The following is a 23,505-nucleotide window of genomic DNA, read 5'->3' as shown; positions in this document are numbered from 1 at the left end:
GTCATGGACACACCACAGAGCCCCACCGAACTGACTGTCGAGACGCGGTTCAAAGTGCCAAACGGCACTGCCATGGCCGAGTACGGCGACGCGATCGTCGTCACCGGTCCCACCGGCACCAGGACACTCTCCGGCGAGGCGGCACAGCTGAGCGGCGACCTCCTCGCGGCCAGCGACGGACAGACCCCGCTGGGCGACGTGGTGCCGGCCATCGGTGACGAAGCGACTGCGCTCGCCATCGCCGAGCGCCTCTCTGCCGCGGGACTCGTGTACCCGGTCGAACTGCTCGACGGCTTCGACGTGGACGACAACCGCCTGAGCCTGCTCGAAACGCTGCTGCTCGGACTCGACGCCGACAGCCGCCCGGGCTTTGCGGACCGAGTACGGTCGCTCACCGTGGGGCTGCACGGGGAGCCGTCGACCACGGGCCAACTCGGCGACGCGTTCGGGGCGTTCGGCTGTACGACTACCGACAGCGACCCGGACGTGCTGGTGTTCGTCGAGGGCGACGCGACCACCGACCGAGAAGCGGTCAACCGCGCGTGGCTCGACTCGGACGCGACGCTCGTTCGAGCGGCGGTGCGGGGCACAGAGGTCGAAATCGGGCCGGTGCTCTCGCCGTCGAGCGAGTCGTGTCTGGCGTGTCTCACGACTCGCGAGGAACTGAACGACGCCGGCCGGGAGCTGACGTATCGCTCCCTCGCTCCGGGCCCGACCTACGAGACGGAGTTGTGCTCGCACGTCCTGACGCGGCTGACGCTCCGGGCGGGACTGGCCCGGCTGCCGGCCGACCTCGTCGGCCGGCTGTTCCGGTTCGACCTTCGGACGCTCGACTACGGCGAGGCCAGACTGTTCGGAGTCCCGGGATGTGACGCGTGTGACGGACGCGACTGACCGGGTGGTGCGGGCGGGGCGAACCCTCACAGACCCATCCGTCGGCGTGTTCAGACGCGTCCGAACCGGGGCCACACCAGCCGACGAGCCCCGGCTCCACACCGCCGCTGTCGACCGCGCCCATCCCGCTGCGATGACCGACGGCGTCTTCGTGCCGCCGAGCGAGGGCGGTGCCGCACTGACCCCTCGGGCGGCCCTCACAGCGGCTATCGGCGAGGGCGTCGAACGGTACAGCGCCGCCATCTACCGGGACCGGGACCTTCGTGAGGACGCCTACGGCGCCCTCGACAACGCGGTCGACCCCGCCGATGTGGTGACGTTTGCGCCCGAACAGCGAGCGGCGGGGACCGTTCCGCCGGCGTGCTACGAGCGCGGCGACGAACTCCGCTGGGTCGCGGGCGAGCGGGCGACCGACGGCACTACGGTACAGGTCCCGGCACAGCTGGTGTATCTCTCGTACGACACGCGCGACAGGCCGTTCGTCCGCGCTCCTATCAGCACGGGGCTGGCCGCCGGACTGGAACGGGCCGGCGCCGTCCGGCGCGGGCTGCTGGAGGTCGTCGAACGCGACGCGTTCATGCTGTACTATCTCACCGAGAGCCCGCTACCGAGCGTTCGCGTGCCGGACCGTGACGGTCCGGTGGGGACGCTGTGTGACCGGCTCGACCGAGCCGGCATCGACTGGCGGTTGCTCGACGCGCGCACCGACCTCGGGATTCCGGTCGTCGTCGCGGTGCTGGTCGACCGCCACGGGCTGCCCGAGGTCTCCGTCGCCGCGGCGGCGGCCGTCGACGCCAGCGGAGCGGCCCAGTCGGCGCTCGAAGAGGCGATACAGACTCGTCGCTACCAGCAGCACCTGCGTGCCCGGACCGAGGAGCGGCCGTCGCTGTCGGCGCTGTCGCCCGCAGAAGTCGGCCGCGAGGAGCGGCTGCTGGCGTGGAGCGAGCGCGGGGCGGCGGCCGAACTCCCCGCCTGGACCGACACCGAGTCCACCACGACGCCCGCCGAAATCGACGCCGAGACAGGTCCCCTCGATGCGAGCGACGTAGTACCGACTGTCACTGACACGTGGGACGTCTACACCGTCGACGTGACGACGCGCGACGTGGCGGCGGCCGGGTTCACCGTGGTCCGCGTGCTCGCGCCGGCCGCCCAGCCGCTGTATCTCAGTGGGGCCCACCGATACTGGGGCGGAGACCGCCTCTCGACGGTGCCGGTCGACCGCGGGTACAGTTCGGCGTCGCCGGCGCCCACAGACCTGAACGACTGCCCACACCCGTTCCCATGAGCCAACTGCCTGACGGCCTGTATCCGCTGTATCGGCTGTACCACCGGAACCAGCACGACCTCGTCGACGCCGACGCGGTGGCTGTGGACGACCGGTCGTGGCCGACCGGCGGGTACAGGGAGTACACGCGGCTGGAGTCGGAGACGCCGTCCGCGTCGTTCGACCCCGACGACACTCCCTTCCTGCGACAGCTGCGCTCGCGGTCCTCGTTCGACGACCCGACCGAGCCGCGGCCGGTGACCAGAGACGAGTTGTTCACCGTCCTCACCAGTGCGTACCGGGTGGACCCGGCGTCGGGGACCAGACCCGTCGCCTCGGCCGGGCAGCGCTACCCCCTCGAAATCTATCCGCTCGTCGTCGACGCCGTCGACCTCGATTCCGGGCTCTATCACTACAATCCCGCGGCGAACACACTGGAGCGCCCGGCCGACCCCGACTACGTCGACGACCGGTTCGGCCCCCTCAACCGCTTCGTCGGCGAGCAGTGGACACATCTCGACACCGACCACGCCGTCAGCGTCATGCTCCTCGTCACGGGCCTCCCGTCGCGGTCGACGGCGAAGTACGGCGAACGGGGGTATCTGTTCACGCTCGTCGAGGCCGGCGCGGTGCTCCACGCGATGCAGCTCGCCGCGGACCATCTCGGCATCGGCTCGCGCCCCTACGCCGGGTTCCGCTACGACGCCGTCGACGCGCTGCTCGGCCTCGCGGACCGGCCGAACGAGTGGACGCTCGTGAGCGTGGCGCTCGCCCATCCCTGAGCGCTGCTGCATATGCAGGCACAACCTAGCCGGGGTTGGGCGGTGTGTCAATAGACGGGGACGTTCGGCAGCCCCAGGCATCGCTGAGTCACAAGACACTACCTCGAACTCGTATCATGCCACATCACAATCAGAACCAGGGCGAGCAGCACCGTCAGCAACAACAGCACGGCCAGCAGAGCCAGCAGTACGGGCAACAGCAGGGCCAGCAACCACAGCAACAGCAGTCTCCCCAGCGGAGACAACAGCAGAGTCAGCAACCACACCAACGGCAGTACGGGCAGCAGCAGAGCCAACAGCGACAGCAGCAGTATAGCCAGCAGCCACAGCAACAGTACGGCCAGCAAGGCCAGCAGCCACAGCAGCAGCAGTACGGCCAGCAGGGCCAGCAGCCACAGCAACAGCAGTACGGCCAGCAAGGCCAGCAGCCCCAGCAGCAGCGAGAGGGGTACCTCTCCGCCCAGCAGCAGCCGAGTGGTCAGCAGGCCGGGTGGCCGGGCAAGCAGGGCCGCGGCGCCGACCAGGGCGCGGCCGACCAGCGCCACTCCCAGCAGTTCCGGCAGGAACACCGACAGCAGGCCCAGCAACAGCAGCGCGGTCCGCAGGGCCAGTTCGTCTCGCAGGGCGGTCAGCAGGGCCAGCAGCCCCAGCAACAGCAGGGCGGTCAGCAGGGCCAGCAGCCCCAGCAACAGCAGTACGGCCAGCAGGGCCAGCAGCCCCAGCAACAGCAGTACGGCCAGCAGAGCCAGCAGCCACAACAACAACAGCAGCGCGGTCAGCAGGGCCAGTTCGTCTCGCAGGGCGGCCAGCAGAGTCAACAGCCCCAGCAACAGGGTCAGCAACGGCACCAGCAGCGCCAGCACGAGGAACAGCAGGGCAACGAGGAGAACCAGCAGGGCAACACCCAGGGCCTGACCCAGGAAGCGCGCTCCCGCGGTGGGAAACACTCCGCACAGGAGCAGGAACGCGACGAGCAGGGCCACTTCACCGGGAAGGACTGAGGCCCTGTCGGACCGCCGCCGTCGAAGCGATAGCACCGTTTTTTACCGGTCACCACCACGACAGAGACATGTACGAAGTCGAAGTGAAAGTCGCCGCCGACCTGGCCGCGGTCGCCGAGCGCCTCGACGAACTGAGCGCCACACAGACGGGCGACGTCGTGCAGGTCGACACGTACTACGACGCGCCACACCGGGAGTTCGCCGAGACCGACGAGGCGCTCCGGGTGCGACGCGAGACCCGTGACGGCGAGACAGCGGCCCGCATCACGTACAAGGGACCGCTGGTAGAGGCGGAGTCGAAGACCCGCGAGGAGTACGAGACCGCGGTCGGCGACGGCGAGACGGCCGATACCATCTTCGAGCGCCTCGGGTTCGAGCCGGCGGCGACGGTGCGGAAAGACCGGCGGTTCTACCGCTACGACGGCTACACGGTCACGCTCGACGCCGTCGAGGGCGTCGGCGAGTTCGTCGAGGTGGAGACCGAAACCGACGAGAGCGGTGTCGAGGCCGCCCGCGAGGGCGCCTTCGCCGTGCTCCGCGAACTGGGCCTCGACCCCGAGAACCAGACCCGCACGTCGTATCTCGGTATGCTGCTCGAAAATGCCTGATAGTAATCTTTGTGTGCCGAGCGGTTCCCGTAAGTTATAGAAGCGGGCACAGCAAAGAGCGACCAATGACAGAGCGGAACATCCACGTCGCGCCCGAGAGCGGGCTCGCTGTCGAGGACCAGAACGTCGAAATCGTCGAGCGAAAGGGTATCGGCCACCCGGACTCCATCTGTGACGGGGTCGCAGAGAGCGTCTCCCGCGCGCTCGCACGGACCTACATCGACCGGTTCGGGAAGGTGCTCCACTACAACACGGACGAGACCCAGCTCGTGGCCGGGACGGCCGCGCCGGCCTACGGCGGCGGCGAGGTGCTCGAACCGATCTATCTCCTCGTCGTCGGCCGGGCGACGAAAAGCTACGACGGCGAGCGCATCCCCGCCGAGACCATCGCGCTGCGGGCCGCTCGCGAGTATCTGGGCGAGCAGTTCCCGCATCTCGACCTCGGGACAGACATCGTCGTCGACGTGGAGTTCGGCGAGGGGTCGGGCGACCTCCAGACCGTCTTCGGCGAGGAGGCCACCGTCCCCAACGCCAACGACACGAGCTACGGCGTCGGCCACGCGCCGCTCTCGGAGACCGAGCGCATCGTCGCCGACACCGAGCACAAGCTCACCGGCGAGTACGCCGACGAGAACCCCGTCGTAGGTCAGGACGTGAAGGTCATGGGCAAGCGCGAGGGGGACCACATCGACGTGACCGTCGCCGTCGCGATGGTCGACGAGCACGTCGCCGACCTGGAGGCGTACAAGCGAGCCGTCGAAGACGTTCGCACGTACGTCACCGCGCTCGCGACGGAGTACACCGACCGCGAGGTGACCGTCCACGTCAACACCGCCGACGACTACGACGAGGAGTCCATCTACCTCACCACGACCGGTACCAGCGCCGAACAGGGCGACGACGGCTCCGTCGGCCGTGGCAACCGCGCCAACGGCCTCATCACGCCCAACCGACCGATGAGCATGGAGGCCACGTCCGGGAAGAACCCCGTCAACCACATCGGGAAGATTTACAACCTCCTCTCGACCGAGACCGCCAAGTCCGTCGTCGACGAGGTCGACGGCATCCGTCAGATTCAGGTCCGGCTGCTCTCCCAGATCGGCTCGCCTATCGACCAGCCCCACGTCGCCGACGCGATGGTCGTCACCGAGGACGGCGTCGCCGTCGGCGACATCGAGGCGGCGGTCAGAGACGCTATCGACGCGGAGCTGGACGACGTGACCGAGATTACTCGCAAGGTCATCGACGGCGAGCTCTCGACGTTCTGAACCGGCGGCTGGCCGACCGGACGCGGTGTGGAGACACACATCTACCCGCTCGGCGGACTGACAGCCACACTTGTGGCGAGCCACCGAGATGCACGGTGCGAGCGAGGACTGAGACGGACCACGGGGAGCGACACCCATTTATTCGCCTTCGGGCAACTGCGGGTATGCACCCCGACGTCGTCCTCGTCCGGAACGGCGAGCTGGGCGTCAAGAGCGAGCAGGTCCGCCGGAAGATGGAGGACCGGCTGGCCGAGAACCTGCGGGCGATGTTCGCGGCCCGGGGGCTCACGGGCGACATCGAGCGCCGTCGGAACCGACTGTTCGTCCACACCGACGAGCCCGACGCGGTCGCGGACGCGGCCGCCGACACCTTCGGCGTCGTCTCGGCGTCGCCGGCCGAGACCGTCGAGCCGACGCTCGAAGCCATCAGCTCGGCCCTCGTCGACGCCACCGAGGCCCACTACGACGGAGGGAGCTTCGCCGTCGACGCCGACCGCGCCGGGCCGGCCTCGGCGCATCCGTTTACCAGCCCGGAGATCGAGTCCGAATGCGGCGCCGCGGTGTGGGACGCCGTCGAGTCGATGGGCGCCGAGCCGGCCGTGGACCTCGACGACCCCGACTTCCGGCTGTGCGTCGAGTGTCGCCCCGACGAGGCCTACGTCTATCTGGAACGCCGAGCGGGCCCCGGCGGGCTCCCGCTGGGCACCCAGCGGCCGGTCGTCGCGCTGGTCAGCGGCGGTATCGACTCGCCCGTCGCCGCCTGGAAGCTGATGGCGCGGGGCTGTCCCGTCGTCCCGGTGTACGTCGACCTGGGCGACTACGGCGGCCCGGACCACCGAGCGCGGGCCCGGGCGACGGTGGAGACGCTGGCCGGCTACGCGCCGGGCGAGCCGATGTCGCTGCACGTCGTCGACGCCGGCGCGGTGGTGGCCGACCTCGAAGCCGCGATGGCGGACCTGCGGATGCTCTCGCTCCGCCGGTTCATGCTCGCGACGGCCGAGGCCGTCGCCGAGGCGGAGGCCGCCGTCGGCGTCGTCACCGGCGAAGCTATCGGCCAGAAGTCGAGCCAGACGAGCGCGAACATCGCCGTGACCGACGTGGCCACGACGCTCCCGATCCACCGGCCGCTACTGACGATGGACAAGGCCGACATCACGAACCTCGCACGCGACATCGGGACCTTCGAGGACGCCACGGTCGACACCGGCTGCAACCGGGTCGCGCCCGAGTTACCGGAGACCAACGCGGACCTCGACGCGGTCCGGGCGGCCGAACCGGACGACCTCTTCGAGCGCGCCCGGACCTGTGCGACGGCCCGTGAGGTCGTCCCTATCGAAAGGTAAATCTCGGGGGCAGCAGTTTGTCGTCCCATGGCGCAGGTCTGTCTCGTCGGGAGCGAAGACGTGAACCTCCGGTACGAACTGCTCTCCCGGGAGACCGCTCGGAACGCGCTGGTCACCTACGACCTGCGGGAACCGTTCGAGAACACCATCCAGCTGGAGACGGTGAGCCTCGGCGCGGCGGTGGCACTCCTCAACGACCTGAACTGGTATCTGGTTCGGTACACCGACGCCGCCTTCGTCAAGGTCCCCTCTATCAGCGGGAGCGAGTGGCTCTCTCGGGAGCTCGCCGCGGCCATCCGCGACGACGAGCTAGCGCCCGACGACACCGGCCGGTTCCTGAAGGTGTACGGGGTCGTCGAGGACGCCGGCGGTGACAGCGAGACGGACTCGCCCGCCGCGCGGCCCCCGGCGCTCGTCGAGCCGATGCTCCTGACGCGGACGGGCGACACCATCCCCGAGTACGACCTTCGGGACGTCGCGGACACGCTGGTCGTGCGCGTCACTGAGGCGGAGTTCGGTGCCTGAGCAGCGGTGAGAAGACTATGTCAGAGGTCGGTCGCGCGACCGCGTGTCAGAGGTGTGGTCGCTGCGACCGATGGTGCCGTTGTGGACCACCCCACTCCCTAGATAACGGGCCCACACCGACAATAGCGTGCTGAGAGATATATACCAAACGAGCGGGAGAATTCCCACCTCCTGAGCAGTCCCCCGAGTCGAGGCCAGCGGGCCGCGCTGTGACCGGGTCGGTGTACCGCAGTCGGGAACGCCGAAAACAAACTATATATCCACGTCCCGTTGTGTACCGACAATGGTTTCGGTACCCGACACTGCAGACATCGTCGCCAGGCGACGTGACGTCCTTCGGGTGCTCTCCACACCGCTCACGAAGCCCGAGCTCGTCGAGCAGCTGTCTATCTCCCGTTCGACAGTCGACAGAGCGATCGACGACCTGACCGCGGATTCACTCGTCACCCGGGAGGGAAGTGCCTACGTGACCACCTACGCCGGCCGACAGGCGCTCTCGGCCTACGACGGGTTTCTCGACCGCCTCGACGCGCTCACGCGGGCCCAGCCAGTCCTCGATGCGTTGCCCCCGGAGATCGATATCGACCCCGCCGTCCTCCACGGTGCGACCGTCGTGGAGTCGACGATGGCGACCCCGCAAGCGCCCATCGAAGCGGCGACGGCGCTTGGCACCGGCGCGACGACGCTGCGGGCGACCGGTCCCTCGGTGACACCCCAGTACATCGACGAGGTCGCCGAACTCGTCGAGGACGACGACGACACCGAACTGGTGTTGACCACCGAGGTCTTCGAGGCGTTCTCCTCGACGTACGACGACATCTGCGGGGAGTTCTCGGCGGCCGACAACATGGCGCTGTACGTCACCGACGAGACGATGCCGTACGCGCTCTGGATCGCCGAGAAACCCGAAGGGACCGTAAGCGGCATCATCGTCCACACGGAGAACGGCGTCCGCGGCGCCATTCACAACGACACCGAGACGATGAACGAGTGGACGGAATCGAAGTACGCGGCGTTCAAACGGAACGCCGACCGCGTCGACTAGTCGAACATCCCGGTCGACATGTACCGCTCGCCGCTGTCCCAGTAGACGGTGACGACCAGCGGGTCCGTCACGCCCGCATCGAGCAGTTCGCCCGCGACGTCGCGGGCGGCGAGGTTCGACGCGCCAGAGGACTGCCCGACGAGGATACCCTCCTCGCGGGCGAGGCGGCGACACTCGGCCTCTGCGTCGTCGAGTTCGACGGTCTTCACGTCGTCCAGCAGGTCCACGTCGAGGTTGTCGCTGACGAAGCCCGGCCCCATCCCCTGGAAGCTGTCCTCGCCGGTGCCCGGCTCCATCCCGGAGAGCACGGCGTTGCCGGCCGGTTCGACCGCGACGACGTCGATGTCCGGGAACGCCTCGCGGAGCCGCCGGCCGGTGCCCGTTATCGTCCCGCCGGTGCCCACGCCCGCGACCAGCGCGTCGACGGTCCGGTCGCCGACCTGTTCGATGATCTCCTCGCCGGTGGTCTCGTAGTGGGCCCGCGGGTTCGCCGGGTTCTCGAACTGGCGCAGCTGGACGGCGCCGTCGCGGTCGGTGAGCTCGTCCGCGCGGTCCTTGGCGGCGGTGATGTCGCCCTCGACCAGCTCGATGTCGGCCCCGTAGGCTTTCATAATCTGGCGGCGTTCGGGCGACTTCGAGGACGGCATCACCAGCACCACGTCGTACCCCTTCGCCGCGGCGACCATCGCCATCCCGATACCGGTGTTGCCGCTGGTCGGCTCGACGAGCGTATCGCCCGGGTTGATGACGCCGTCGGCCTCGGCGCGTTCTATCATGAACCGCGCCGGGCGGTCTTTCGCGGAGCCGCCGGGGTTGAACGACTCGACCTTCGCGGCCACCGTCGCGCCCTCGGGAGCGGCGACCGACACCAGCGGCGAGCCGATGGCGTCGGCGATAGAATCGTGAACTGTCTCGTGCATTGGCGGCGCGTACGCCGTCGTCGGTTAAAACCCCCAGTGGAACCGCCAAAGCCGAGGGGGAGTCGGCGGTCCCGGCAGTACTTTCCGGCGGGGCGGCGAACAGACAGCCATGAGCGGGGCCGTCCGCGAGACGTACGCCGCGGCGATACAGCACGACCTGACCGACCTCGACGGCGAGGAGACGCTCGTCGGCGTGGTCCGCGAGCCGACGGGCTGGTTCCACGCCGCCGTCGACGAGAACGTCCCCGAACTCGGACCGCCGAAACCGCTGCTCGACGAGACGAAACAGCGCGCCGAGGACCTGCAGATGCAGGGGCTCTGTGAGGAGGGTGCCCACAACGCCGCCTGGGACGAGACGGAGTTCGAGCGCCGCTACGGGACGTATCTGACCCGAGACGACGACGCACAGCGGGCGGTCGAAGAGCTGGCCGCGCGGGTTCGGGGCGGTGAGACGGTCGCCCTCGTCTGTTTCGAGGGGGACCGAAAGCGCTGTCACCGGACGCTGCTGCAGGAGCGACTCCGCGAGCGGATCGACGAGGCCTGAGACGGGCTGTCGGAGTCTCGCACCCGTATCGCCGACTCCCGGACGGGCGATTACCGGTCCAGAGTCACGACCGTACGTGCGACAGTCGGGAGGTTCAAGCCAGTTGCACCGCTACTGGCTGCCATGAGCGAGACCGGACGCCTCGAAACGATGGAACCGAACCCGGTGTGGGTGCGAGACGCATACGCCGATACGGTGGACACCCTCGCCCGCTACCGGACCGAACTCGACTACCACATCTGGGGCGGCGACTGGTGCAAGGACTGCCGCGCACAGCTCCCCGACTTCGGCGCCGCGCTGGAGGCTGCGGAGGTTCCGGACGCCAGAATTCACCACTACCCGACCGAGAAGCAAGACGACGGCTCGAAGACCGGTCCCGGCGTCGAGGAGTACGGTATCGAGTACATCCCGACTGTCGTCGTCGAGTACGCGCCACGGAGCGGCGACACGTCGCAAGCAGTCGAGGAGATCGCCCGCTTCGTCGAGGAGGAACCGGTCCCCATCGCGGTCCATCTCGCCGACCAGATCGAGTCGGCGATGGCCTAGTTTTCGCCCCAGTCCAGCGCCGCTTCGAGCCCGTGTTTCGGCGGTGAGCAGGCGAAGTTCCGGCAGGCGTAGACGGTAGACTCGCCGTCGGCGTCCCGGCCGGCCCAGATGGGCGGCGCTTCGGCCAGCCCGAGCGTGTCGAGCCACGACTCGAAGGCCCCCTCGTCGGCCGGTCGCCACGCCAGCAGCCGCCGCGGGACGTACCGGTCGGCCAGGGTCGCGGTCCACTCGGCCGGCGGGTCGGCGGGGTCACAGACCAGCGTGAGTTCCAGCGACCCCTGTTCGTAGGTGTCCGTCGCGAGCGTGAGCGAGGCGTGTTGCAGCGGGTTCGCCGAGGTGCGGTCGGCGTGGGTCCGGACGACTTTCTCGGCCACTTCGCCGAAGCGGTCGTCCCCGCGGAAGTGGTCGAGTTCCAGCAGGAGCGAGGCGGCCACGCCCGTGCTCGACGGGGTCGACTGGTCGGTCAGTTCCTGTGGCCGCGCGACCAGTGATTCGCCGCCCGTCGGGGTGAAATACAGCGTCTCCGCCTCGGCGTCCCAGAACGCCTCGGTGACGGCGTCGGCCAGGTCGAGCGCGAAGTCGAGGTAGTCGACATCGCCGGTGGCCTGATAGAGGTCGAAGGCCCCACGGCCGAGGAACGCGTAGTCCTCCAGATAGCCGTCGATGGCCACGTCGCCGTCCTTGTACCGGCGGGAGAGCCGCTGCCGGGATTCGTCCCACAGCTGCTCGCGGACGAACCCCAGTGCATCGGCGGCCACGTCGGCGTAGGCGTCGTCGAGCACGACGGCCCCCTCCGCGAGCGTCGATATCATCAGCCCGTTCCAGCCGGCCAGAATCTTCTCGTCCCGGGCGGGCCGCGGGCGCTCCTCGCGGGCCTCGAAGGCCTCGTCGAGCGCTGTCTGAAGCGTCTCAGTGACCCCCGCCTCGTCCATCTCGTGCTCCTCTGCGAGCACGTCGACGGGCTTGCGCACGCCCAGCACCGTCGCCCCCTCGAAGTTCCCGCGCTCGGTGATACCGAAGTACTCACAGAAGATGTCCGCCGCCCGCTCGTCGCTCACGGCGTCGTGGACCTGCTCGGGCGTCCAGACGTAGAAGGCGCCCTCCTCGGTGTCCCCATCGGGGTCGGACGGGGGTCGACTGACCGCGTCGAGCGTGCTGAAGAAGCCACCGTCCTCGTGCTGGAGTTCCCGCTGGACGAAGTCGAACGTCTCCCGGACGACGGAGGCGTACCGCTCGTTGCCGATGGCCTGATACCCCGCGAGGAAGGCGCGGGGAATCTCGGCGTTGTCGTACAGCATCTTCTCGAAGTGGGGCACCGCCCACTGCATGTCGGTCGAGTAGCGGTGGAACCCGCCGCCGACGTGGTCGTACAGCCCCCGGTCGGCCATGGCGTTCAGCGTCTGTTCGACGACGGTGAGATAGTCCTCGTGCCCCTCCTCTCGCGAGTCGCTTCGCGCCCCGCTCGACGTGCCCGAAGCGCGTGGCGCCTCGCCGTCCGCATGCGCGCGCAACAGGGCGTGAATCCGCCCGGTCTGGGGGAACTTCGGCCCGCCCGACCCCCAGCCGCCGTGGTCGCGGTCCGCGCCGCGGTGGGCTATCTTCGCCGCCGTCTGAACGAGGTTCTCGTCGGGGTCCCCGGGGTCGCCCACCTGTTCGAGGTCGCTCTCGATCGCGTCAGTCCACTGCCGGGCCCGGTTCTCCATCTCCGACCGCTGCTCGGGGTCCGACCAGGAGTCCGAGAGCCGGTCGAGCAGGTCACCGAAGCCGGGCTGGCCGCGCTTCTCCTCGGGTGGGAAGTAGGTCCCGACGTAGAACGGCTCGCCCTCGGGCGTGAGCCACGCCGACAGCGGCCACCCGCCGCCCCCGGTCACCTGCTGGCAGATGCTCATGTAGACGCTATCGAGGTCGGGCCGTTCCTCCCGGTCGACCTTGACGGGGACGAAGTTCTCGTTGAGCGTCGCGGCGATATCCTCGTCCTGGAAGCTCTCCTCCTCCATGACGTGACACCAGTGACACGCGGCGTAGCCGATAGAGAGGAAGATAGGCACGTCGCGCTCTTTCGCCGCGTCGAGGGCCCGCTGGTCCCACGGCTGCCAGTTGACCGGGTTGTCGGCGTGCTGGCGCAGATAGGGGCTCTCGGCCTCGTCGAGTCGATTTCGGGACGTGGGGTCGGCGTCGTCGCTCATGACTCGTCCTCGGCGGCCCGGACTCAAAAGCGGTGTGTCCTGACACGCGACAGCCGGCACCACCACAAGAGCTATTCCGGGACGTGATGACCAGATGTCATGACCAAGGCGGTGAACGTGTCACTGTCGACTCGAACGATGCAGTACCTCGTCGCCGTCGTGTTCGTCGGTCTCTTCGCGGTGCCGGTCATCGGCGGGCTCCTCTCGCTGGCCGGCGTCCCCGTCCCCGAGTCCTGGCTGGTCGCCGTCGGCGGCTGGGTCGTGCTCGCGTCGCTGTGGGTCCGCAGGGTCGGCGGCCGAGACGACGACGCGACGTGGGCCGCCATCCCCAGCTGGCAGTACGACGGCCGGTTCGCTGAGGCGGGCGGCCTGACCCGCAGCGAGCAAGAAGAAGCGCTCGACGAGCTCCGGGACGAGCAGTAGCCCGCGGCGGTGCCGCGCCCGCACCCGACGCCCCAGCGGCGGTCACTGAGCCGCTGAAAGACAATACTTACGTCGAAGCCAGTCAGGCGTTGAGGTATGACAGAGACAGTGCTGCTCGTGGGTGGCGGCGGCCGCGAACACGCTATCGCGCGCTCGCTCGCCGATTCCGACGCGGAGCTCTACGCCTGTGCCGGCAACCGCAACCCCGGTATCGTCGACCTTGCCGACGGGTTCGAGACGCTGGAGACGACGAACCCCTCGGCCGTGACCAGCTACGCCGAGGACGTCGACGCCACGCTGGCCGTCGTCGGTCCGGAGGCCCCCCTCGCGGCCGGCGTCGCCGACGCGCTCGACGAGGCCGGCGTCTACGCCTTCGGGCCGCAGGCCGACGAGGCCCGCATCGAGACGGACAAGGCGTTCCAGCGCCGCTTCATGGCCGAGAACGACATCCCCGGCTGTCCCGACTTCGAGACCTTCGACGACATGGACGCGGCCTGCGACTACATCGACGAGTACGACGGCGACCTCGCGGTCAAGCCCGCCGGCCTCACCGGCGGCAAAGGTGTCCGGGTCATCGGCGACCAGTGCACCGCCGAGGAAGCGAAGGCGTACCTCCGGGATTCGGACTACGACCGCGTGGTGCTGGAGGAGCGGCTGGTCGGCGAGGAGTTCACCGTCCAGGCGTTCGTCGCCAACGGCCAGCTCCGGGTCACGCCGGCGGTACAGGACCACAAGCGCGCCTACGAGGGCGACGAGGGGCCGAACACCGGCGGGATGGGGAGCTACACCGACGCCAGCCTCGAACTGCCGTTCATGTCCGAGGGCGACTACGACGACGCCGTCGACGTGCTCCGGGCGACCGTGGACGCGCTGGACGGCTACAAGGGCGTGCTCTACGGCCAGTTCATGCTGACTGAGACCGGCCCGCGCGTCGTCGAGTTCAACGCCCGTTTCGGTGACCCAGAGGCGATGAACACGCTCCCAGTCCTGAACACCGACTTCCTCGACGTGCTCACCGCCGCCCGAGACGAGGTCTCGATTCCCCAGCTCTCCTTCCAGCCGAAAGCGACCGTCTGCAAGTACGCCGTCCCCGACGGCTACCCGACGGACCCCGAGGCCGGGGCGAAAGTGACTATCGACGCCGAGAACGCCGGCGAGGCGCTCCTGTACTACGCCTCCGTCGACGACCGCGAGGACGGCATCTACACGACGACGTCCCGTTCGTACGCCGTCGTGGGCATCGCCGACACCATCGGTGAGGCCGAGGCGATCGCGGAGAGCGCCCTCGAACGGGCCGGTACCGAGGGCCTGCGCGTGCGCCACGACATCGGCAAAGCCGACCTCGTCCAGCAGCGCATCGACCACATGGACGAGATTCGGGACTAGGACAGAGCGGAGTCGTTTTCTGCTACGGATTCACTGTCGCTGCCGGCAGCAGGGGCGCCACGACTGCTGACGGTCGGAAAGCCCGGCCCTGGCTGGCTGTCGAGCGGTCAGTCGTCACTACAGTTCACGGAGTCACTAGCGGGGCGTTCAAGACGGTCCCAGTTCTACGGGCGGGCGTGAGCGACGCGACAGAGCCGGACGAGACACCGTCAGAGACGGACGCCGAGCGCAGGCACGACCGACTGGACCGCGTCGCGACCCCCGGGCCGCGCAACTCGCTGTTTCCCTGGCCGGACGCGAAGGGACGGCTGCAGATAGTAGTCAACTACGTGGTCATCCTCGTCTGTCGCGTCTCGCCGAGTCTCAGACTGAAAAACTGGCTCCTGGGTCGTCTCGGCGTGACCGTCGGCGAGGGGGTCGCGTGGGGGCTGGAGTCGACCCCGGACGTGTTCTGGCCCGAGCTCATCACCGTCGAGGACGACGCCATCATCGGCTACGACGCGACCCTGCTCTGTCACGAGTTCCTGCAGGACGAGTACCGCACCGGCGAGGTCGTCGTCGGCGAGCGGGCGATGGTCGGGGCGGGCGCTATCGTCCTGCCGGGCGTCGAAATCGGCGCGGACGCACAGGTCGCGGCGAACTCGCTCGTGGTCGCGGACGTGGCGCCCGGCGAGACCGTGGCCGGGGTTCCGGCGGAGCCACTCGGGAGCGACTAGTCGCGGACGCGGACGATACCGTCCTGCATCACTTTCCGGTTCGGGATGATGTGTTCTTTCCCGTCGCTCTCGACGTGCGTGACGAACATGTCCACTTCCTGGACGATTCCCTGCTGGTCGCCGATGACGACCTCGTCGCCGATGCTGTATGGCTCGGTGAGCAGGAGATAGAGCCCGGCGGCGCTGGCCGCGAGCAGGTCTTTCAGCGCCAGTCCGATGAGGAAGACGAGACCGAACGAGTACGCCGCAAGCAGGATGAGCAACGCCAGGGTCGCGACACCGAGCTGGCCCAGTGCGACGAGAATCGCGAGGTAGAAGATGCTGTACTTGACGATTTCGGGTATTACCGTCGCCTCGGGCAGTTTGACGCTCCGGAGCCGTTCCGAGACGACCAGTCGGGCCTTATCGCCCGCGATGAGCCCGATGATGATGGCGAAGACGGCGATAAAGAGGTCGGGGAGGAAGGCGGTAAAGCGCGTCCAGTACGCCTCGGGCTGGACGAGCTGGGCGATGTTCAGGGCGATGGTGATGGAGATGATGTAGACGAACAGCGCGGCCAGGTTCGAGATGATGCCGACCGTCGAGGTCCCCAGGCTTCGGGCGGTCCGCTCGAAGGGAGTACCTTCGACGGCTTCGGGGACGCCCATCTCCTCCATGAACTGCCGGGAGGCCCGCCAGATCAGAAAGCCCGCGAGGAGGCCGATACCCAGGACCAGCAGCGAGACGACGAACGTCCCCTGTGGGGAGAACAGCGTCCGAACGAGGTCCGGCCAGTCGGGTAGGGACTGCATCGTTAGTACTCCTCTGGGTCGATCTCCAGGACGAGTTCACCGCCTTTGAACGCGCGGACGAGCCCGTCGCTCTCCGAGAGGACGATAGCCGTCGCGTTCGTGTCGCGGGTGATTGCCCCACCGGCCATATGCCGGGCGCCCAGCCCCTTCGGGATGTCGACGCCTTCGGCGGAGGGTTCGAGATAGCGGTAGGCGGAGACGATTTTGCCGGCGTCGGAGATGACGAAGGCGCCGTCGAGCCGGGAGAACTCCTTCAACATCACGTTGACGATGGGGTCGCCGACGTGGACGTGGGACTTCTCGAAGGGGTTGTAGCTGAGCGGGCGGGACTTGTTCATCACCTTCCCGGCGTCGCCGACGACGAACAGCGCACCGACCGGCTTGCCCTTCTGGCCCTTCTTGCCCAGTTCGACCGCCACCTCGAAGACGTCCCGGACGACGCCGGGTTCGGCCCGCGAGTTGACAAAGAGGTCGTAGACGCCCGAGGGCGAGAAGTCCTTGGTCTGGATGCGCGCGAAGGCGTTGGCCGTCCCGCCCATGAAATCGCTCACGCAGGCCACCTCGTCGCCCTCTTCGACGAGTTCCTGTTCCAGCGCGCCCTCGATGCCGAAGCGAATCCGGCCCTCCAGATCCGTGAAGTCGATGGGGAGCTCGACGAACTCGTCGGCGCCGACGGTGTTCTCCGGCCCGACGACGACGACCGTCCCGTCGACCGCTTCGAGCTCCTCGAAGTTACTCATACTCGGCGAGAAAAGGAAGACGGCGTCGATATCTGCGACCAGCTCCTCGGAGAGGTCGCGCAGCTCGTTCATTGTCCCTACCACGATTGCAAACAGGAAAAAACCTTATGGGCAGTCAGCCGCACGTCAGCGTTCCGTCTGACAACTCGCGTGGGCCGCCCCGCTCAGCCGGACAGCAGCGCGTCGAAAGCGCCACTCGATGGGTGGGCGTGACAGTAGGTGCCGACCGTCGCGTACTCGGTCAGACCGTCGCGGTCGCCGTCGATGCCCTCGCCCCGCTCTACCTCGAAGGCGAAGGTCGCGTCGCCGGCGACCGTCGCCGAGGAGTAGTGGAACTCGTGGCCGCGACGCCGGGTCCCGGCCGCCGCGACGGACGTGTCCCGGCTGGCCCGCAGTTCCACGTGGTCAAGCGCCTGATACCGCTCGCGCATCTCGACCGCCGCGGGGAGCACGCCGGCCATGTCGTAGCTGTCGCCGTCGGCGGTCGTCAGCGACTCCGAGAGCGCCATCAGTCCACCGCATTCGCCGTATATCGACAGGCCGTCAGCCGCCCGGGCAGCGAGGTCATCGAGCGTCGACGACGCCGCGAGCACCTCGGCGTGGAGCTCCGGGTAGCCGCCGGGAAGGTAGACCGCGTCCGCCGCTGGAACCGGGTCACCGGCGAGCGGCGAGAACTGCTCGATAGCGCCCTCGAACCGGTCGGCGACGCTTGGGTAGCTGAAACAGAACGCCGCGTCGCTGGCGACCGCGAGCCGGCGTCCGGATTCGGGCGGCGGTGCCGGGGTCGCCGCGGGCGGTTCGCGGGCCAGTTCAGCTATCGCCTCGGCGTCGACGTGTTCGGCCGCCACCGAGAGCGCCTCGGGGTCGACCGGCGACTCGGTCCCCATCTCCAGCCCGAGATGCCGGTCGGGGATCTCCAGGTCAGAGGTCGGCGGAATCCGACCGAGATACCGGAGGCCGTCGGGGAGCGCCTCGCGGATGCCGTCGGCGTGGCGGCCGCCGTGGGCCCGCTGGGCGATGACACCCGCGACCTCGATATCGACGCCCGCCTCGCCGGCGTACTGCTGGAACCCCAGCGCCGTCGCGCCGACGCTCTGCATCCCGGCTTTCGCGTCGACGACGAGCACGACCGGCAGGTCGAGCACCTCGGCCACGCGGGCGGTCGATACCTTCGTTCCGTCGTACAGCCCCATCATCCCCTCGACGACGCAGATGTCGCCCTCACCCCGGTGGTAGGTGCGCACCGTTCCGTCCTCGCCGGCGAGCCACGGGTCCAGCGACCGCGACGGTTTACCAACGACGGCCTCGTGGTGGCTCGGGTCGATGAAGTCCGGGCCGGCTTTGGCCGGCTGTGGGTCCAGGCCCGCCTCGTCGAGTGCCCGCAGCGTCGCCAGCGTCGCGACGGTCTTGCCGACACCGGAGGCCGTCCCGGCGAGGACGACGCCGTTCACGCCAGCTCACCCGGTGTCGGCTCGGGGTCGACGAGGTCGTCGTACACCGCGGCGAAGCGGTCACGGACCTCGGCCATCCCCAGCCCGGCACGGTCGGCCAGCGCCAGCGCGCCGCCCATCCCGACGCCCTCCTTCGCCTCCCCGGCGACGAACCGCTCCATGGCGACGTGGTCGCTCGCGTCGAACCCGGGGTCGGTGACGGTCAGGTCGAGGTCGAGTTCCCCCGCGCTCGCACGCAGGTCGGCCGTGCCGTCGTCGGCGACGTAACTCGTCGTCGCCAGCCCGAGCGACCCCTCGTACCCTCCGTGGCGGACCAGCGCCGCGACGGCGAGTTGCTGTGTCCCGCCGGCCAGCGTCACCGCGGTGTCGGTCTCGACGGCGCCGGTCGTCAGCCCGGCCAGCGTCGCGAGCACCGGGTCGCCCATCCGCCGGACCGCCCGCTTCGGTTCGCCGGCGGCGTCGCCCGGCTGCATCGAACTCGCCGCCAACCCCTCGCTGACGACCCGCTCCTTCCGTTCGACCGGATTCTCCGGGAGCGACGAGGAGACCATCGCCTCCTCGCCCAGCGCCCGCAACACCCCCAGTGCCGTCGTCGTCCCGCCCGGAATCGTCTCGGCCAGCCACAGCTCGTCGGTCGGGAGCTTGCGACCGTACTGTCTGGCCGCCTCGAAGGCCCCGTAAGCCGTCGGCACCGGGTCCTGGTCGCCGATATCCCGCCCGACGCCCGCACCGACCGAGACCGTCGGCGCGCCGGTGGGCTCGGTCAGCCCGCCGTCGACCACCGCCACGTCGAACCCCAGCAGCTCCCTGACGGCCCGCGTCACCAGCGCCGGCGTCGGACAGCCGCTCGGACTCACCGGCACCGTGTCGGTCCGGACCGGCCGACCGTAGGTGAGCAGTTCGGCGTCGGCGCCCGGCGTCGTCGACAGCAGCTCCGGGTCCGCCCCGGCGGCGCTCAGCCCGTCCCGCTGTGCTGTCTCCGTCGTCCCGGCGACCAATATAAACCGCGTCGTCTCTGGGGACCGTGTCATACTAGTTTGGGTTACTGCAACCGCACTTTAACGCACCGGTCGGCTAGCTACAGTCGTTATTTTTGCCGCCGTGGGAGAGCTCGCGACAGTCGGCACTCGCGTAGCTAGAAGGACCCATGATTTAAGCGACGCCGTCGCCCACGACAGGTATGGAGGATTTCGACGAACTCATCTCCTCGCTGACCCCGCGTGAGGACAACGACGCGATCAAGTCGTACCAGAACACGACGGCCGTCGCCTGCCCGGCCTGTGAGAAACCGTTCGACGATATGGTCGTCTGCAAACAGGAGACGACCTCGCTGAATCTCGACTTCGAGATGGACCTCTGTACGACCACCCACGACGACCGCGTGGTCCTCTTTACGCACAAGTGACGTCACGGCCGGTTGGGCTGCTCGCTGTGCGTTCCTTCCGGAATTAAATCCGCTCCGGTCGGTTGTTGTCGCTCACGGTTTGTTCGGGGAGACTCACGGCTCGCTGCGCTCGCCGTTCGTCTGTCCGAGGCGCTCACTCCGTTCGCGTCTCGCTATGCGCGGGACCGGATTTGAACCGCCTGAACGTCGCTCACTCCGTTCGCTCGTTCCGTGCTTCAAATCCTCTTTTGCGCACTCTCCGCTCACGGTTTGTTCGCGGAGACTCACGGCTCGCTGCGCTCGCCGTTCGTCTGTCCGAGACGCTCACGTCCGTTCGCGTCTCGCTATGCGCGGGACCGGATTTGAACCGGCGGACCCCTACGGGATAGCGTCCTAAGCGCTACGCCTTTTCCTGGCTTGGCTACCCGCGCGCACTCCATCGTATCCGGGAGTCGTCTAAAAACCCGTCGCTTGCGGGCGAGTGTTTACGGTCCTCGGGACCGATTCCCGTGTATGTACCGGGCCAGTGACCGGGTCGAGCAGGACGAGTGGCTGGGAGAGATAGAGGCCACAGCGGAGACGCTGGACCTCGGCACGCAGGCGCGGTCACACGCGGTGGACCTGTTTCTCTCGACGCTGCCCGAGGAGGAGCGCTCGAAGCGGGCCTCGATGGCTGCGAGCATCTACGTTGGGGCCCTAGTCGCCGGCGAGGAACGCTCCCAGACGGCCGTCGCCGAGGCCGCCGACGTCTCTCGGCTGACGATACAGCAGCGCTGGAAGGAACTCATCGAGCACGTCGGGCTGGACGCGCCTGAGTGGTAAACCGACGGCTCGCTTTCTGATCGGTCCGTGATTCTGGCAGTGTTTCGGTAAGTGCTTGAGAGTGCGGACAGCCAGAAAGGGGCGGCGGGCTAAACGAAGGCGGACGACGTAAGCACTGGAACGAACGCAGTGAGTGAAGCGCGCAACGAGTCCCCCGAGTTCAGCTCGCCGGGGCTTTCTACTCCCCGAATCGTCTCACGCGAAACTAGACACTACCGGGATGCTGTGCGTTCGAGAGAGAGCAGCCTGCGGTATCACGTGGGTTTCTCGCGGCCGTCGCGCTCGGGCGTGACGTTGCCGTGTTCGTCGATTTCGCCGTTGACGATACGCGTCGAGGAGATGATATCGCCGTCGTCGGCTCGCACGTGGGGGACGACCTCCAGGGCCAGCGGTTCGAGCCCGCGGTCGCGGCGGATCTCGTTGATCCGCTTGCCGCCGGTTTCGGTCTCCGGTGAGACGACGAGCACGTCGAACTGCGGTTCGGTCGCGATGCCGGTCGGCTCCGACAGTTCCCGGACGGTCCACTCACGCCCGTTTGGCTCGGCCAGTCGTTCCAGTTCGGCCGAGAGGTCCGAACGGCGCCGGTCGAACGGGCGGACGTGTCGCTCGTCGTGTCGGGTGTTCGGTGCGAGTTCGTCGCTGGTGAGTCCCACTGTCACGTCACCGAGTTCGAACGCGCGCTCGAACAGCGCGCGGTGTCCGTCGTGCACGGGGTCGAACGTCCCCCCCAGCGCCACATTCATACCCCGGCTAACGGTTGCGCCCGATTTAGGCGTGTCGTCTGCAGCAGGCCTCGTCAGCGCGTCACACGCCGCTGTCGCCGGCGGCGGGGCCGACTACTCGTCGTCTTCGTCGGCGTCCTCGACGGAGATGGTGACCGGCTCGGCCGCGTCGCTCTCCGGCCCCACGTCGTCCAGATGAGCGTCAAGATTGAACACCGTGTTCAGCTCCGACTGCACGTCGCCCACGATGGTGTTTACGAGTTCGCTCGGCGCGATAGCGCTGTACTCGTAGGGGTTGTTGCCGGCGCCGTCGCTCTCGCGTTTCTGCCGTGTCAGCTTCCCCTCGTCGTGGAGTTCGGCGAGCGCCTCCCGAACGGTACTCGGGTACAGTCCCGTCGAATCAGCGATCTCGTCGCTCGTGCTCTCGGGGTGTTGCCGGAGGCTCACGTAGATGCGAGCGCGGGTCTCCGTGTCCAGCACCCACGCGAGCATATCGACGATGCCCTCGTCGAACTGCTCGACGGCGCGGTCGGCCTCCTGTTCGATACGGTCGCGTACGTCCCCCGACTCGTCGAGGCTGTCGTCGTGTGGGTCATCTGCAGACATGTGTTGTCTCTGCGGGGACGAAAGCGATTGGTGAATAAAAAACCTTGGCTCGTGCCGACCGAACTCACCGCGTCGCCCGTCCACGGTGACCGAGCGAGACACCCCCCGGAGTGACGAGTTTCCTGTAGCGATAGTAATATAATATTTAAATAGTCCGGAAAATCGGCGACTGCTATCGCCCGTGAGAGCGACCCTCTGGTATTTTATTGTCGTACTCACTATCAACGGATGTCGCGAGGCGTAGCTGAACGCCGTCTACACGCGGTTTCCGATATCTGCTGTGTCGCCGTGGGGGCGGCGACGCTGTCGGGTCCGTGACGCGACAGACGAACGGGTGGGAAGCGGAGAAACACCGAACGGGGAGGTAGTGGCAGCCAAAGTTTCCACCGCCTTCGACTGGGCGTCAGTGCTCGATTGCGAGCGACGCAGCGAGCGACTGCACGCCCGCCTCGGTGCGAAGGCGGCGCTGTTTCTCGGCACCGCTCTCGGCCTCGAAAAGTCGCCGGATACCGCCGACGCCGAGTCGGTCACACTCCGCCTCGACGATGTCGGCAAGCGACACCAGTCCGTCGCCGTCCCGCGCCAGCAGTGACGCGGACTGTCCGTTGCGGATGGCGCGCCACTTGTTCTCGTCGAGCAGTTCCCGCCGAATGTCAGTCCCGGACTCGCCGTCCTCGTAGCGGGCCGCGAGGTCCTCGACGAGCGCGTGGACGTACTCGACGAAGGCGAGCACGCGGTCGGGGTCGGCCTGACCGTCCGGCGCGCGGACTTCGACGGTGCCGTGGCCCGAATGCGGTCGCACGTCGAACCACAGCTCGCCGCGGTCGTCGATGCTCCCGCTCTCGACCATCCGGCGTTCGTAGGTCTCGAAGGCCGCGTAGTCCTCGAACCTCGTCGGAATGCCGGTGTTGGGCAGCGCCTCGAAAATCTTCGCACGGGCGGACTGGAGCCCGGTGTCGAAACCGTTCCAGTACGGGGAGTTCGCCGACAGCGCCAGCATCACCGGGACGTGCCAGCGGAGTTCGTTGGCCACCCACACCGCCTTGTCCGGGTCGTCGACCCCGACGTGGACGTGCAGGCCGGCGGTCGTGTTGCGGTGTTGCGGGTACTTGATTCGGTCCAGCTGGGCGCGGTAGCGGGGTTTCTCGGCGTGTTCGAGCTCGCGCCACTTCGCCAGCGGGTGGAGCCCGGCGGCCGCGATACCGAACCCCTCGCTGGCGGCGTACTCGACTAGCGCTTCGCGGACCGCGAGCAGCTGCTCGCGGGCGTCGTCCGGCGCCTCGATGAGTGGCGTCTGTGTCTCGACGATGCATTTGAACAGCTCGTGGTCGAGCCGGCCGTCGAGCAGTGCCGGCGGTTCGCCCTCGTAGACGAGCTCGTCCGTGCCCGACGTGGGCCGACCGTACTCGTCGACGACGTAGAACTCCTCTTCGATACCGAGCGTTCCCATCCGGGTGAAGTTCTCGGGAGACCCCGTCTCGTCCATTGAACGGAACGTCGCAATCGACCCGCTAAAGCCTTCCGTCCCGGTTCGA

Annotated in this window: 25 protein-coding genes and 1 tRNA gene; 15 read left to right on the top strand and 11 right to left on the bottom strand. The window is 68.1% G+C overall.

All coding sequences use genetic code 11. The features are described from left to right. The first annotated feature begins 3 nt into the window (after positions 1-3). From NDI56_RS02165 to NDI56_RS02155, 3 genes are read left to right on the top strand one after another with little or no spacing between them, the layout of a single operon-like run. Positions 4-894, top strand: a complete 891-nt coding sequence (locus NDI56_RS02165; protein WP_310917768.1) for a TOMM precursor leader peptide-binding protein — start codon at positions 4-6, stop codon at positions 892-894. Further along, positions 878-2,182, top strand: coding sequence for a YcaO-like family protein (locus NDI56_RS02160; protein ID WP_310917767.1), 1,305 nt, complete (start codon positions 878-880; stop codon positions 2,180-2,182). Before NDI56_RS02165 ends, NDI56_RS02160 begins: the two co-directional genes overlap by 17 nt. Continuing rightward, positions 2,179-2,943 carry a SagB/ThcOx family dehydrogenase gene (locus NDI56_RS02155; RefSeq protein ID WP_310917766.1) on the top strand — a complete coding sequence of 255 codons (765 nt, stop codon included), beginning with the start codon at positions 2,179-2,181 and terminating at the stop codon, positions 2,941-2,943. Before NDI56_RS02160 ends, NDI56_RS02155 begins: the two co-directional genes overlap by 4 nt. A 98-nt stretch (positions 2,944-3,041) precedes the next feature. Here the strand turns inward: NDI56_RS02155 and NDI56_RS02150 are convergent, their stop codons facing one another. Continuing rightward, positions 3,042-3,926: a hypothetical protein gene (locus NDI56_RS02150; protein WP_310917765.1), complete on the bottom strand. Its 885-nt coding sequence runs from the start codon at positions 3,924-3,926 to the stop codon at positions 3,042-3,044. An 86-nt stretch (positions 3,927-4,012) separates the two neighbouring features. On the opposite strand from NDI56_RS02150, the gene cyaB reads away from it, so the two are divergent. From cyaB to NDI56_RS02125, 5 genes are all read left to right on the top strand, one after another. Further along, entirely contained in the window at positions 4,013-4,552 is a 540-nt protein-coding gene (cyaB, locus tag NDI56_RS02145; RefSeq protein ID WP_310917764.1) for a class IV adenylate cyclase, read from the top strand. Between the two features lie 65 nt (positions 4,553-4,617). Further along, entirely contained in the window at positions 4,618-5,820 is a 1,203-nt protein-coding gene (locus NDI56_RS02140) for a methionine adenosyltransferase (RefSeq protein ID WP_310917763.1), read from the top strand. A 164-nt stretch (positions 5,821-5,984) separates the two neighbouring features. Further along, positions 5,985-7,163: a tRNA sulfurtransferase gene (locus NDI56_RS02135; RefSeq protein WP_310917762.1), complete on the top strand. Its 1,179-nt coding sequence runs from the start codon at positions 5,985-5,987 to the stop codon at positions 7,161-7,163. Positions 7,164-7,190: 27 nt separating this feature from the next. Then, positions 7,191-7,688, top strand: coding sequence for a DUF5804 family protein (locus tag NDI56_RS02130; RefSeq protein WP_310917761.1), 498 nt, complete (start codon positions 7,191-7,193; stop codon positions 7,686-7,688). 283 nt (positions 7,689-7,971) lie between these two features. After that, positions 7,972-8,733 carry a helix-turn-helix transcriptional regulator gene (locus NDI56_RS02125; RefSeq protein WP_310917760.1) on the top strand — a complete coding sequence of 254 codons (762 nt, stop codon included), beginning with the start codon at positions 7,972-7,974 and terminating at the stop codon, positions 8,731-8,733. On the opposite strand, the gene NDI56_RS02120 is transcribed toward NDI56_RS02125, so the two are convergent. After that, complete coding sequence (locus NDI56_RS02120) at positions 8,730-9,653, bottom strand: PLP-dependent cysteine synthase family protein (RefSeq protein WP_310917759.1); 924 nt, start codon at positions 9,651-9,653, stop codon at positions 8,730-8,732. The two genes, NDI56_RS02125 and NDI56_RS02120, sit on opposite strands and share 4 nt — an antisense overlap. Positions 9,654-9,762: 109 nt before the next feature. Between NDI56_RS02120 and NDI56_RS02115 the strand changes: the two genes are divergently transcribed. Together NDI56_RS02115 and NDI56_RS02110 are read left to right on the top strand one after the other, a co-directional pair. Beyond that, positions 9,763-10,197: a DUF488 family protein, N3 subclade gene (locus NDI56_RS02115; RefSeq protein WP_310917758.1), complete on the top strand. Its 435-nt coding sequence runs from the start codon at positions 9,763-9,765 to the stop codon at positions 10,195-10,197. Positions 10,198-10,320: 123 nt separating this feature from the next. Then, a complete protein-coding gene (locus NDI56_RS02110) occupies positions 10,321-10,743 on the top strand; it encodes a thioredoxin (protein ID WP_310917757.1) in 423 nt (140 codons plus the stop codon). Here NDI56_RS02110 and NDI56_RS02105 read toward each other — a convergent pair. Then, positions 10,740-12,929 carry a thioredoxin domain-containing protein gene (locus NDI56_RS02105; RefSeq protein ID WP_310917756.1) on the bottom strand — a complete coding sequence of 730 codons (2,190 nt, stop codon included), beginning with the start codon at positions 12,927-12,929 and terminating at the stop codon, positions 10,740-10,742. The two genes, NDI56_RS02110 and NDI56_RS02105, sit on opposite strands and share 4 nt — an antisense overlap. Positions 12,930-13,028: 99 nt before the next feature. Between NDI56_RS02105 and NDI56_RS02100 the strand changes: the two genes are divergently transcribed. The 3 genes from NDI56_RS02100 (at position 13,029) to NDI56_RS02090 (ending at position 15,454) form a co-directional block, all read left to right on the top strand. Then, complete coding sequence (locus tag NDI56_RS02100) at positions 13,029-13,352, top strand: hypothetical protein (RefSeq protein ID WP_310917755.1); 324 nt, start codon at positions 13,029-13,031, stop codon at positions 13,350-13,352. Between the two features lie 96 nt (positions 13,353-13,448). Further along, positions 13,449-14,738, top strand: a complete 1,290-nt coding sequence (gene purD / locus NDI56_RS02095) for a phosphoribosylamine--glycine ligase (protein WP_310917754.1) — start codon at positions 13,449-13,451, stop codon at positions 14,736-14,738. A 176-nt stretch (positions 14,739-14,914) separates the two neighbouring features. Next, positions 14,915-15,454 carry an acyltransferase gene (locus tag NDI56_RS02090; protein ID WP_310917753.1) on the top strand — a complete coding sequence of 180 codons (540 nt, stop codon included), beginning with the start codon at positions 14,915-14,917 and terminating at the stop codon, positions 15,452-15,454. Here the strand turns inward: NDI56_RS02090 and NDI56_RS02085 are convergent. The 4 genes from NDI56_RS02085 to NDI56_RS02070 form a co-directional block, all read right to left on the bottom strand. Next, entirely contained in the window at positions 15,451-16,245 is a 795-nt protein-coding gene (locus NDI56_RS02085; RefSeq protein ID WP_310917752.1) for a mechanosensitive ion channel domain-containing protein, read from the bottom strand. The genes NDI56_RS02090 and NDI56_RS02085 overlap by 4 nt on opposite strands. A gap of 2 nt (positions 16,246-16,247) precedes the next feature. Next, positions 16,248-17,057: a diadenylate cyclase DacZ gene (dacZ, locus tag NDI56_RS02080; protein WP_310917751.1), complete on the bottom strand. Its 810-nt coding sequence runs from the start codon at positions 17,055-17,057 to the stop codon at positions 16,248-16,250. A gap of 92 nt (positions 17,058-17,149) precedes the next feature. Next, positions 17,150-18,436 carry a cobyrinic acid a,c-diamide synthase gene (locus NDI56_RS02075; RefSeq protein WP_310917750.1) on the bottom strand — a complete coding sequence of 429 codons (1,287 nt, stop codon included), beginning with the start codon at positions 18,434-18,436 and terminating at the stop codon, positions 17,150-17,152. Next, a complete protein-coding gene (locus NDI56_RS02070) occupies positions 18,433-19,467 on the bottom strand; it encodes a nicotinate-nucleotide--dimethylbenzimidazole phosphoribosyltransferase (RefSeq protein ID WP_310917749.1) in 1,035 nt (344 codons plus the stop codon). Before NDI56_RS02070 ends, NDI56_RS02075 begins: the two co-directional genes overlap by 4 nt. A gap of 149 nt (positions 19,468-19,616) precedes the next feature. On the opposite strand from NDI56_RS02070, the gene NDI56_RS02065 reads away from it, so the two are divergent. Further along, entirely contained in the window at positions 19,617-19,841 is a 225-nt protein-coding gene (locus NDI56_RS02065) for a DUF7385 family protein (protein ID WP_310917748.1), read from the top strand. 326 nt (positions 19,842-20,167) lie between these two features. On the opposite strand, the gene NDI56_RS02060 is transcribed toward NDI56_RS02065, so the two are convergent. After that, positions 20,168-20,251, bottom strand: a tRNA-Leu gene (locus tag NDI56_RS02060). Positions 20,252-20,333: 82 nt separating this feature from the next. Between NDI56_RS02060 and NDI56_RS02055 the strand changes: the two genes are divergently transcribed. After that, positions 20,334-20,642: a cyclin family protein gene (locus NDI56_RS02055; RefSeq protein ID WP_310917747.1), complete on the top strand. Its 309-nt coding sequence runs from the start codon at positions 20,334-20,336 to the stop codon at positions 20,640-20,642. A 254-nt stretch (positions 20,643-20,896) separates the two neighbouring features. On the opposite strand, the gene NDI56_RS02050 is transcribed toward NDI56_RS02055, so the two are convergent. The 3 genes from NDI56_RS02050 to NDI56_RS02040 all read right to left on the bottom strand — a co-directional run bounded on the left by NDI56_RS02050 (position 20,897) and on the right by NDI56_RS02040 (position 23,456). Continuing rightward, positions 20,897-21,385 carry a phosphopantetheine adenylyltransferase gene (locus NDI56_RS02050; RefSeq protein WP_310917746.1) on the bottom strand — a complete coding sequence of 163 codons (489 nt, stop codon included), beginning with the start codon at positions 21,383-21,385 and terminating at the stop codon, positions 20,897-20,899. Positions 21,386-21,478: 93 nt separating this feature from the next. Then, a complete protein-coding gene (locus tag NDI56_RS02045; RefSeq protein ID WP_310917745.1) occupies positions 21,479-21,970 on the bottom strand; it encodes a helix-turn-helix domain-containing protein in 492 nt (163 codons plus the stop codon). A gap of 403 nt (positions 21,971-22,373) precedes the next feature. Next, positions 22,374-23,456: a glutamate--cysteine ligase gene (locus NDI56_RS02040; protein ID WP_310917744.1), complete on the bottom strand. Its 1,083-nt coding sequence runs from the start codon at positions 23,454-23,456 to the stop codon at positions 22,374-22,376. Between the last annotated feature and the right edge of the window lie 49 nt (positions 23,457-23,505).

The sequence above is a fragment of the Halomicroarcula saliterrae genome (assembly GCF_031624395.1).
Classification (GTDB): domain Archaea; phylum Halobacteriota; class Halobacteria; order Halobacteriales; family Haloarculaceae; genus Haloarcula; species Haloarcula saliterrae.
The sequence above is the reverse complement of the archived record's forward strand: the minus strand, read 5'-3'. Positions and strand labels throughout refer to the sequence as shown.

Bases quoted from the DNA above. Each gene is read 5' to 3' on its own strand.
- NDI56_RS02040 (WP_310917744.1), bottom strand. From the start codon at position 23,456: ATGGACGAGACGGGGTCTCCCGAGAACTTCACCCGGATGGGAACGCTC.
- NDI56_RS02155 (WP_310917766.1), top strand. From the start codon at position 2,179: ATGAGCCAACTGCCTGACGGCCTGTATCCGCTGTATCGGCTGTACCAC.
- NDI56_RS02115 (WP_310917758.1), top strand. From the start codon at position 9,763: ATGAGCGGGGCCGTCCGCGAGACGTACGCCGCGGCGATACAGCACGAC.
- NDI56_RS02100 (WP_310917755.1), top strand. From the start codon at position 13,029: ATGACCAAGGCGGTGAACGTGTCACTGTCGACTCGAACGATGCAGTAC.
- dacZ (WP_310917751.1), bottom strand. From the start codon at position 17,057: ATGAACGAGCTGCGCGACCTCTCCGAGGAGCTGGTCGCAGATATCGAC.
- NDI56_RS02055 (WP_310917747.1), top strand. From the start codon at position 20,334: ATGTACCGGGCCAGTGACCGGGTCGAGCAGGACGAGTGGCTGGGAGAG.
- cyaB (WP_310917764.1), top strand. From the start codon at position 4,013: ATGTACGAAGTCGAAGTGAAAGTCGCCGCCGACCTGGCCGCGGTCGCC.
- NDI56_RS02050 (WP_310917746.1), bottom strand. From the start codon at position 21,385: ATGAATGTGGCGCTGGGGGGGACGTTCGACCCCGTGCACGACGGACAC.
- NDI56_RS02070 (WP_310917749.1), bottom strand. From the start codon at position 19,467: ATGACACGGTCCCCAGAGACGACGCGGTTTATATTGGTCGCCGGGACG.
- NDI56_RS02045 (WP_310917745.1), bottom strand. From the start codon at position 21,970: ATGTCTGCAGATGACCCACACGACGACAGCCTCGACGAGTCGGGGGAC.
- NDI56_RS02125 (WP_310917760.1), top strand. From the start codon at position 7,972: ATGGTTTCGGTACCCGACACTGCAGACATCGTCGCCAGGCGACGTGAC.
- purD (WP_310917754.1), top strand. From the start codon at position 13,449: ATGACAGAGACAGTGCTGCTCGTGGGTGGCGGCGGCCGCGAACACGCT.
- NDI56_RS02065 (WP_310917748.1), top strand. From the start codon at position 19,617: ATGGAGGATTTCGACGAACTCATCTCCTCGCTGACCCCGCGTGAGGAC.
- NDI56_RS02165 (WP_310917768.1), top strand. From the start codon at position 4: ATGGACACACCACAGAGCCCCACCGAACTGACTGTCGAGACGCGGTTC.
- NDI56_RS02110 (WP_310917757.1), top strand. From the start codon at position 10,321: ATGAGCGAGACCGGACGCCTCGAAACGATGGAACCGAACCCGGTGTGG.
- NDI56_RS02085 (WP_310917752.1), bottom strand. From the start codon at position 16,245: ATGCAGTCCCTACCCGACTGGCCGGACCTCGTTCGGACGCTGTTCTCC.
- NDI56_RS02105 (WP_310917756.1), bottom strand. From the start codon at position 12,929: ATGAGCGACGACGCCGACCCCACGTCCCGAAATCGACTCGACGAGGCC.
- NDI56_RS02130 (WP_310917761.1), top strand. From the start codon at position 7,191: ATGGCGCAGGTCTGTCTCGTCGGGAGCGAAGACGTGAACCTCCGGTAC.
- NDI56_RS02140 (WP_310917763.1), top strand. From the start codon at position 4,618: ATGACAGAGCGGAACATCCACGTCGCGCCCGAGAGCGGGCTCGCTGTC.
- NDI56_RS02135 (WP_310917762.1), top strand. From the start codon at position 5,985: ATGCACCCCGACGTCGTCCTCGTCCGGAACGGCGAGCTGGGCGTCAAG.
- NDI56_RS02120 (WP_310917759.1), bottom strand. From the start codon at position 9,653: ATGCACGAGACAGTTCACGATTCTATCGCCGACGCCATCGGCTCGCCG.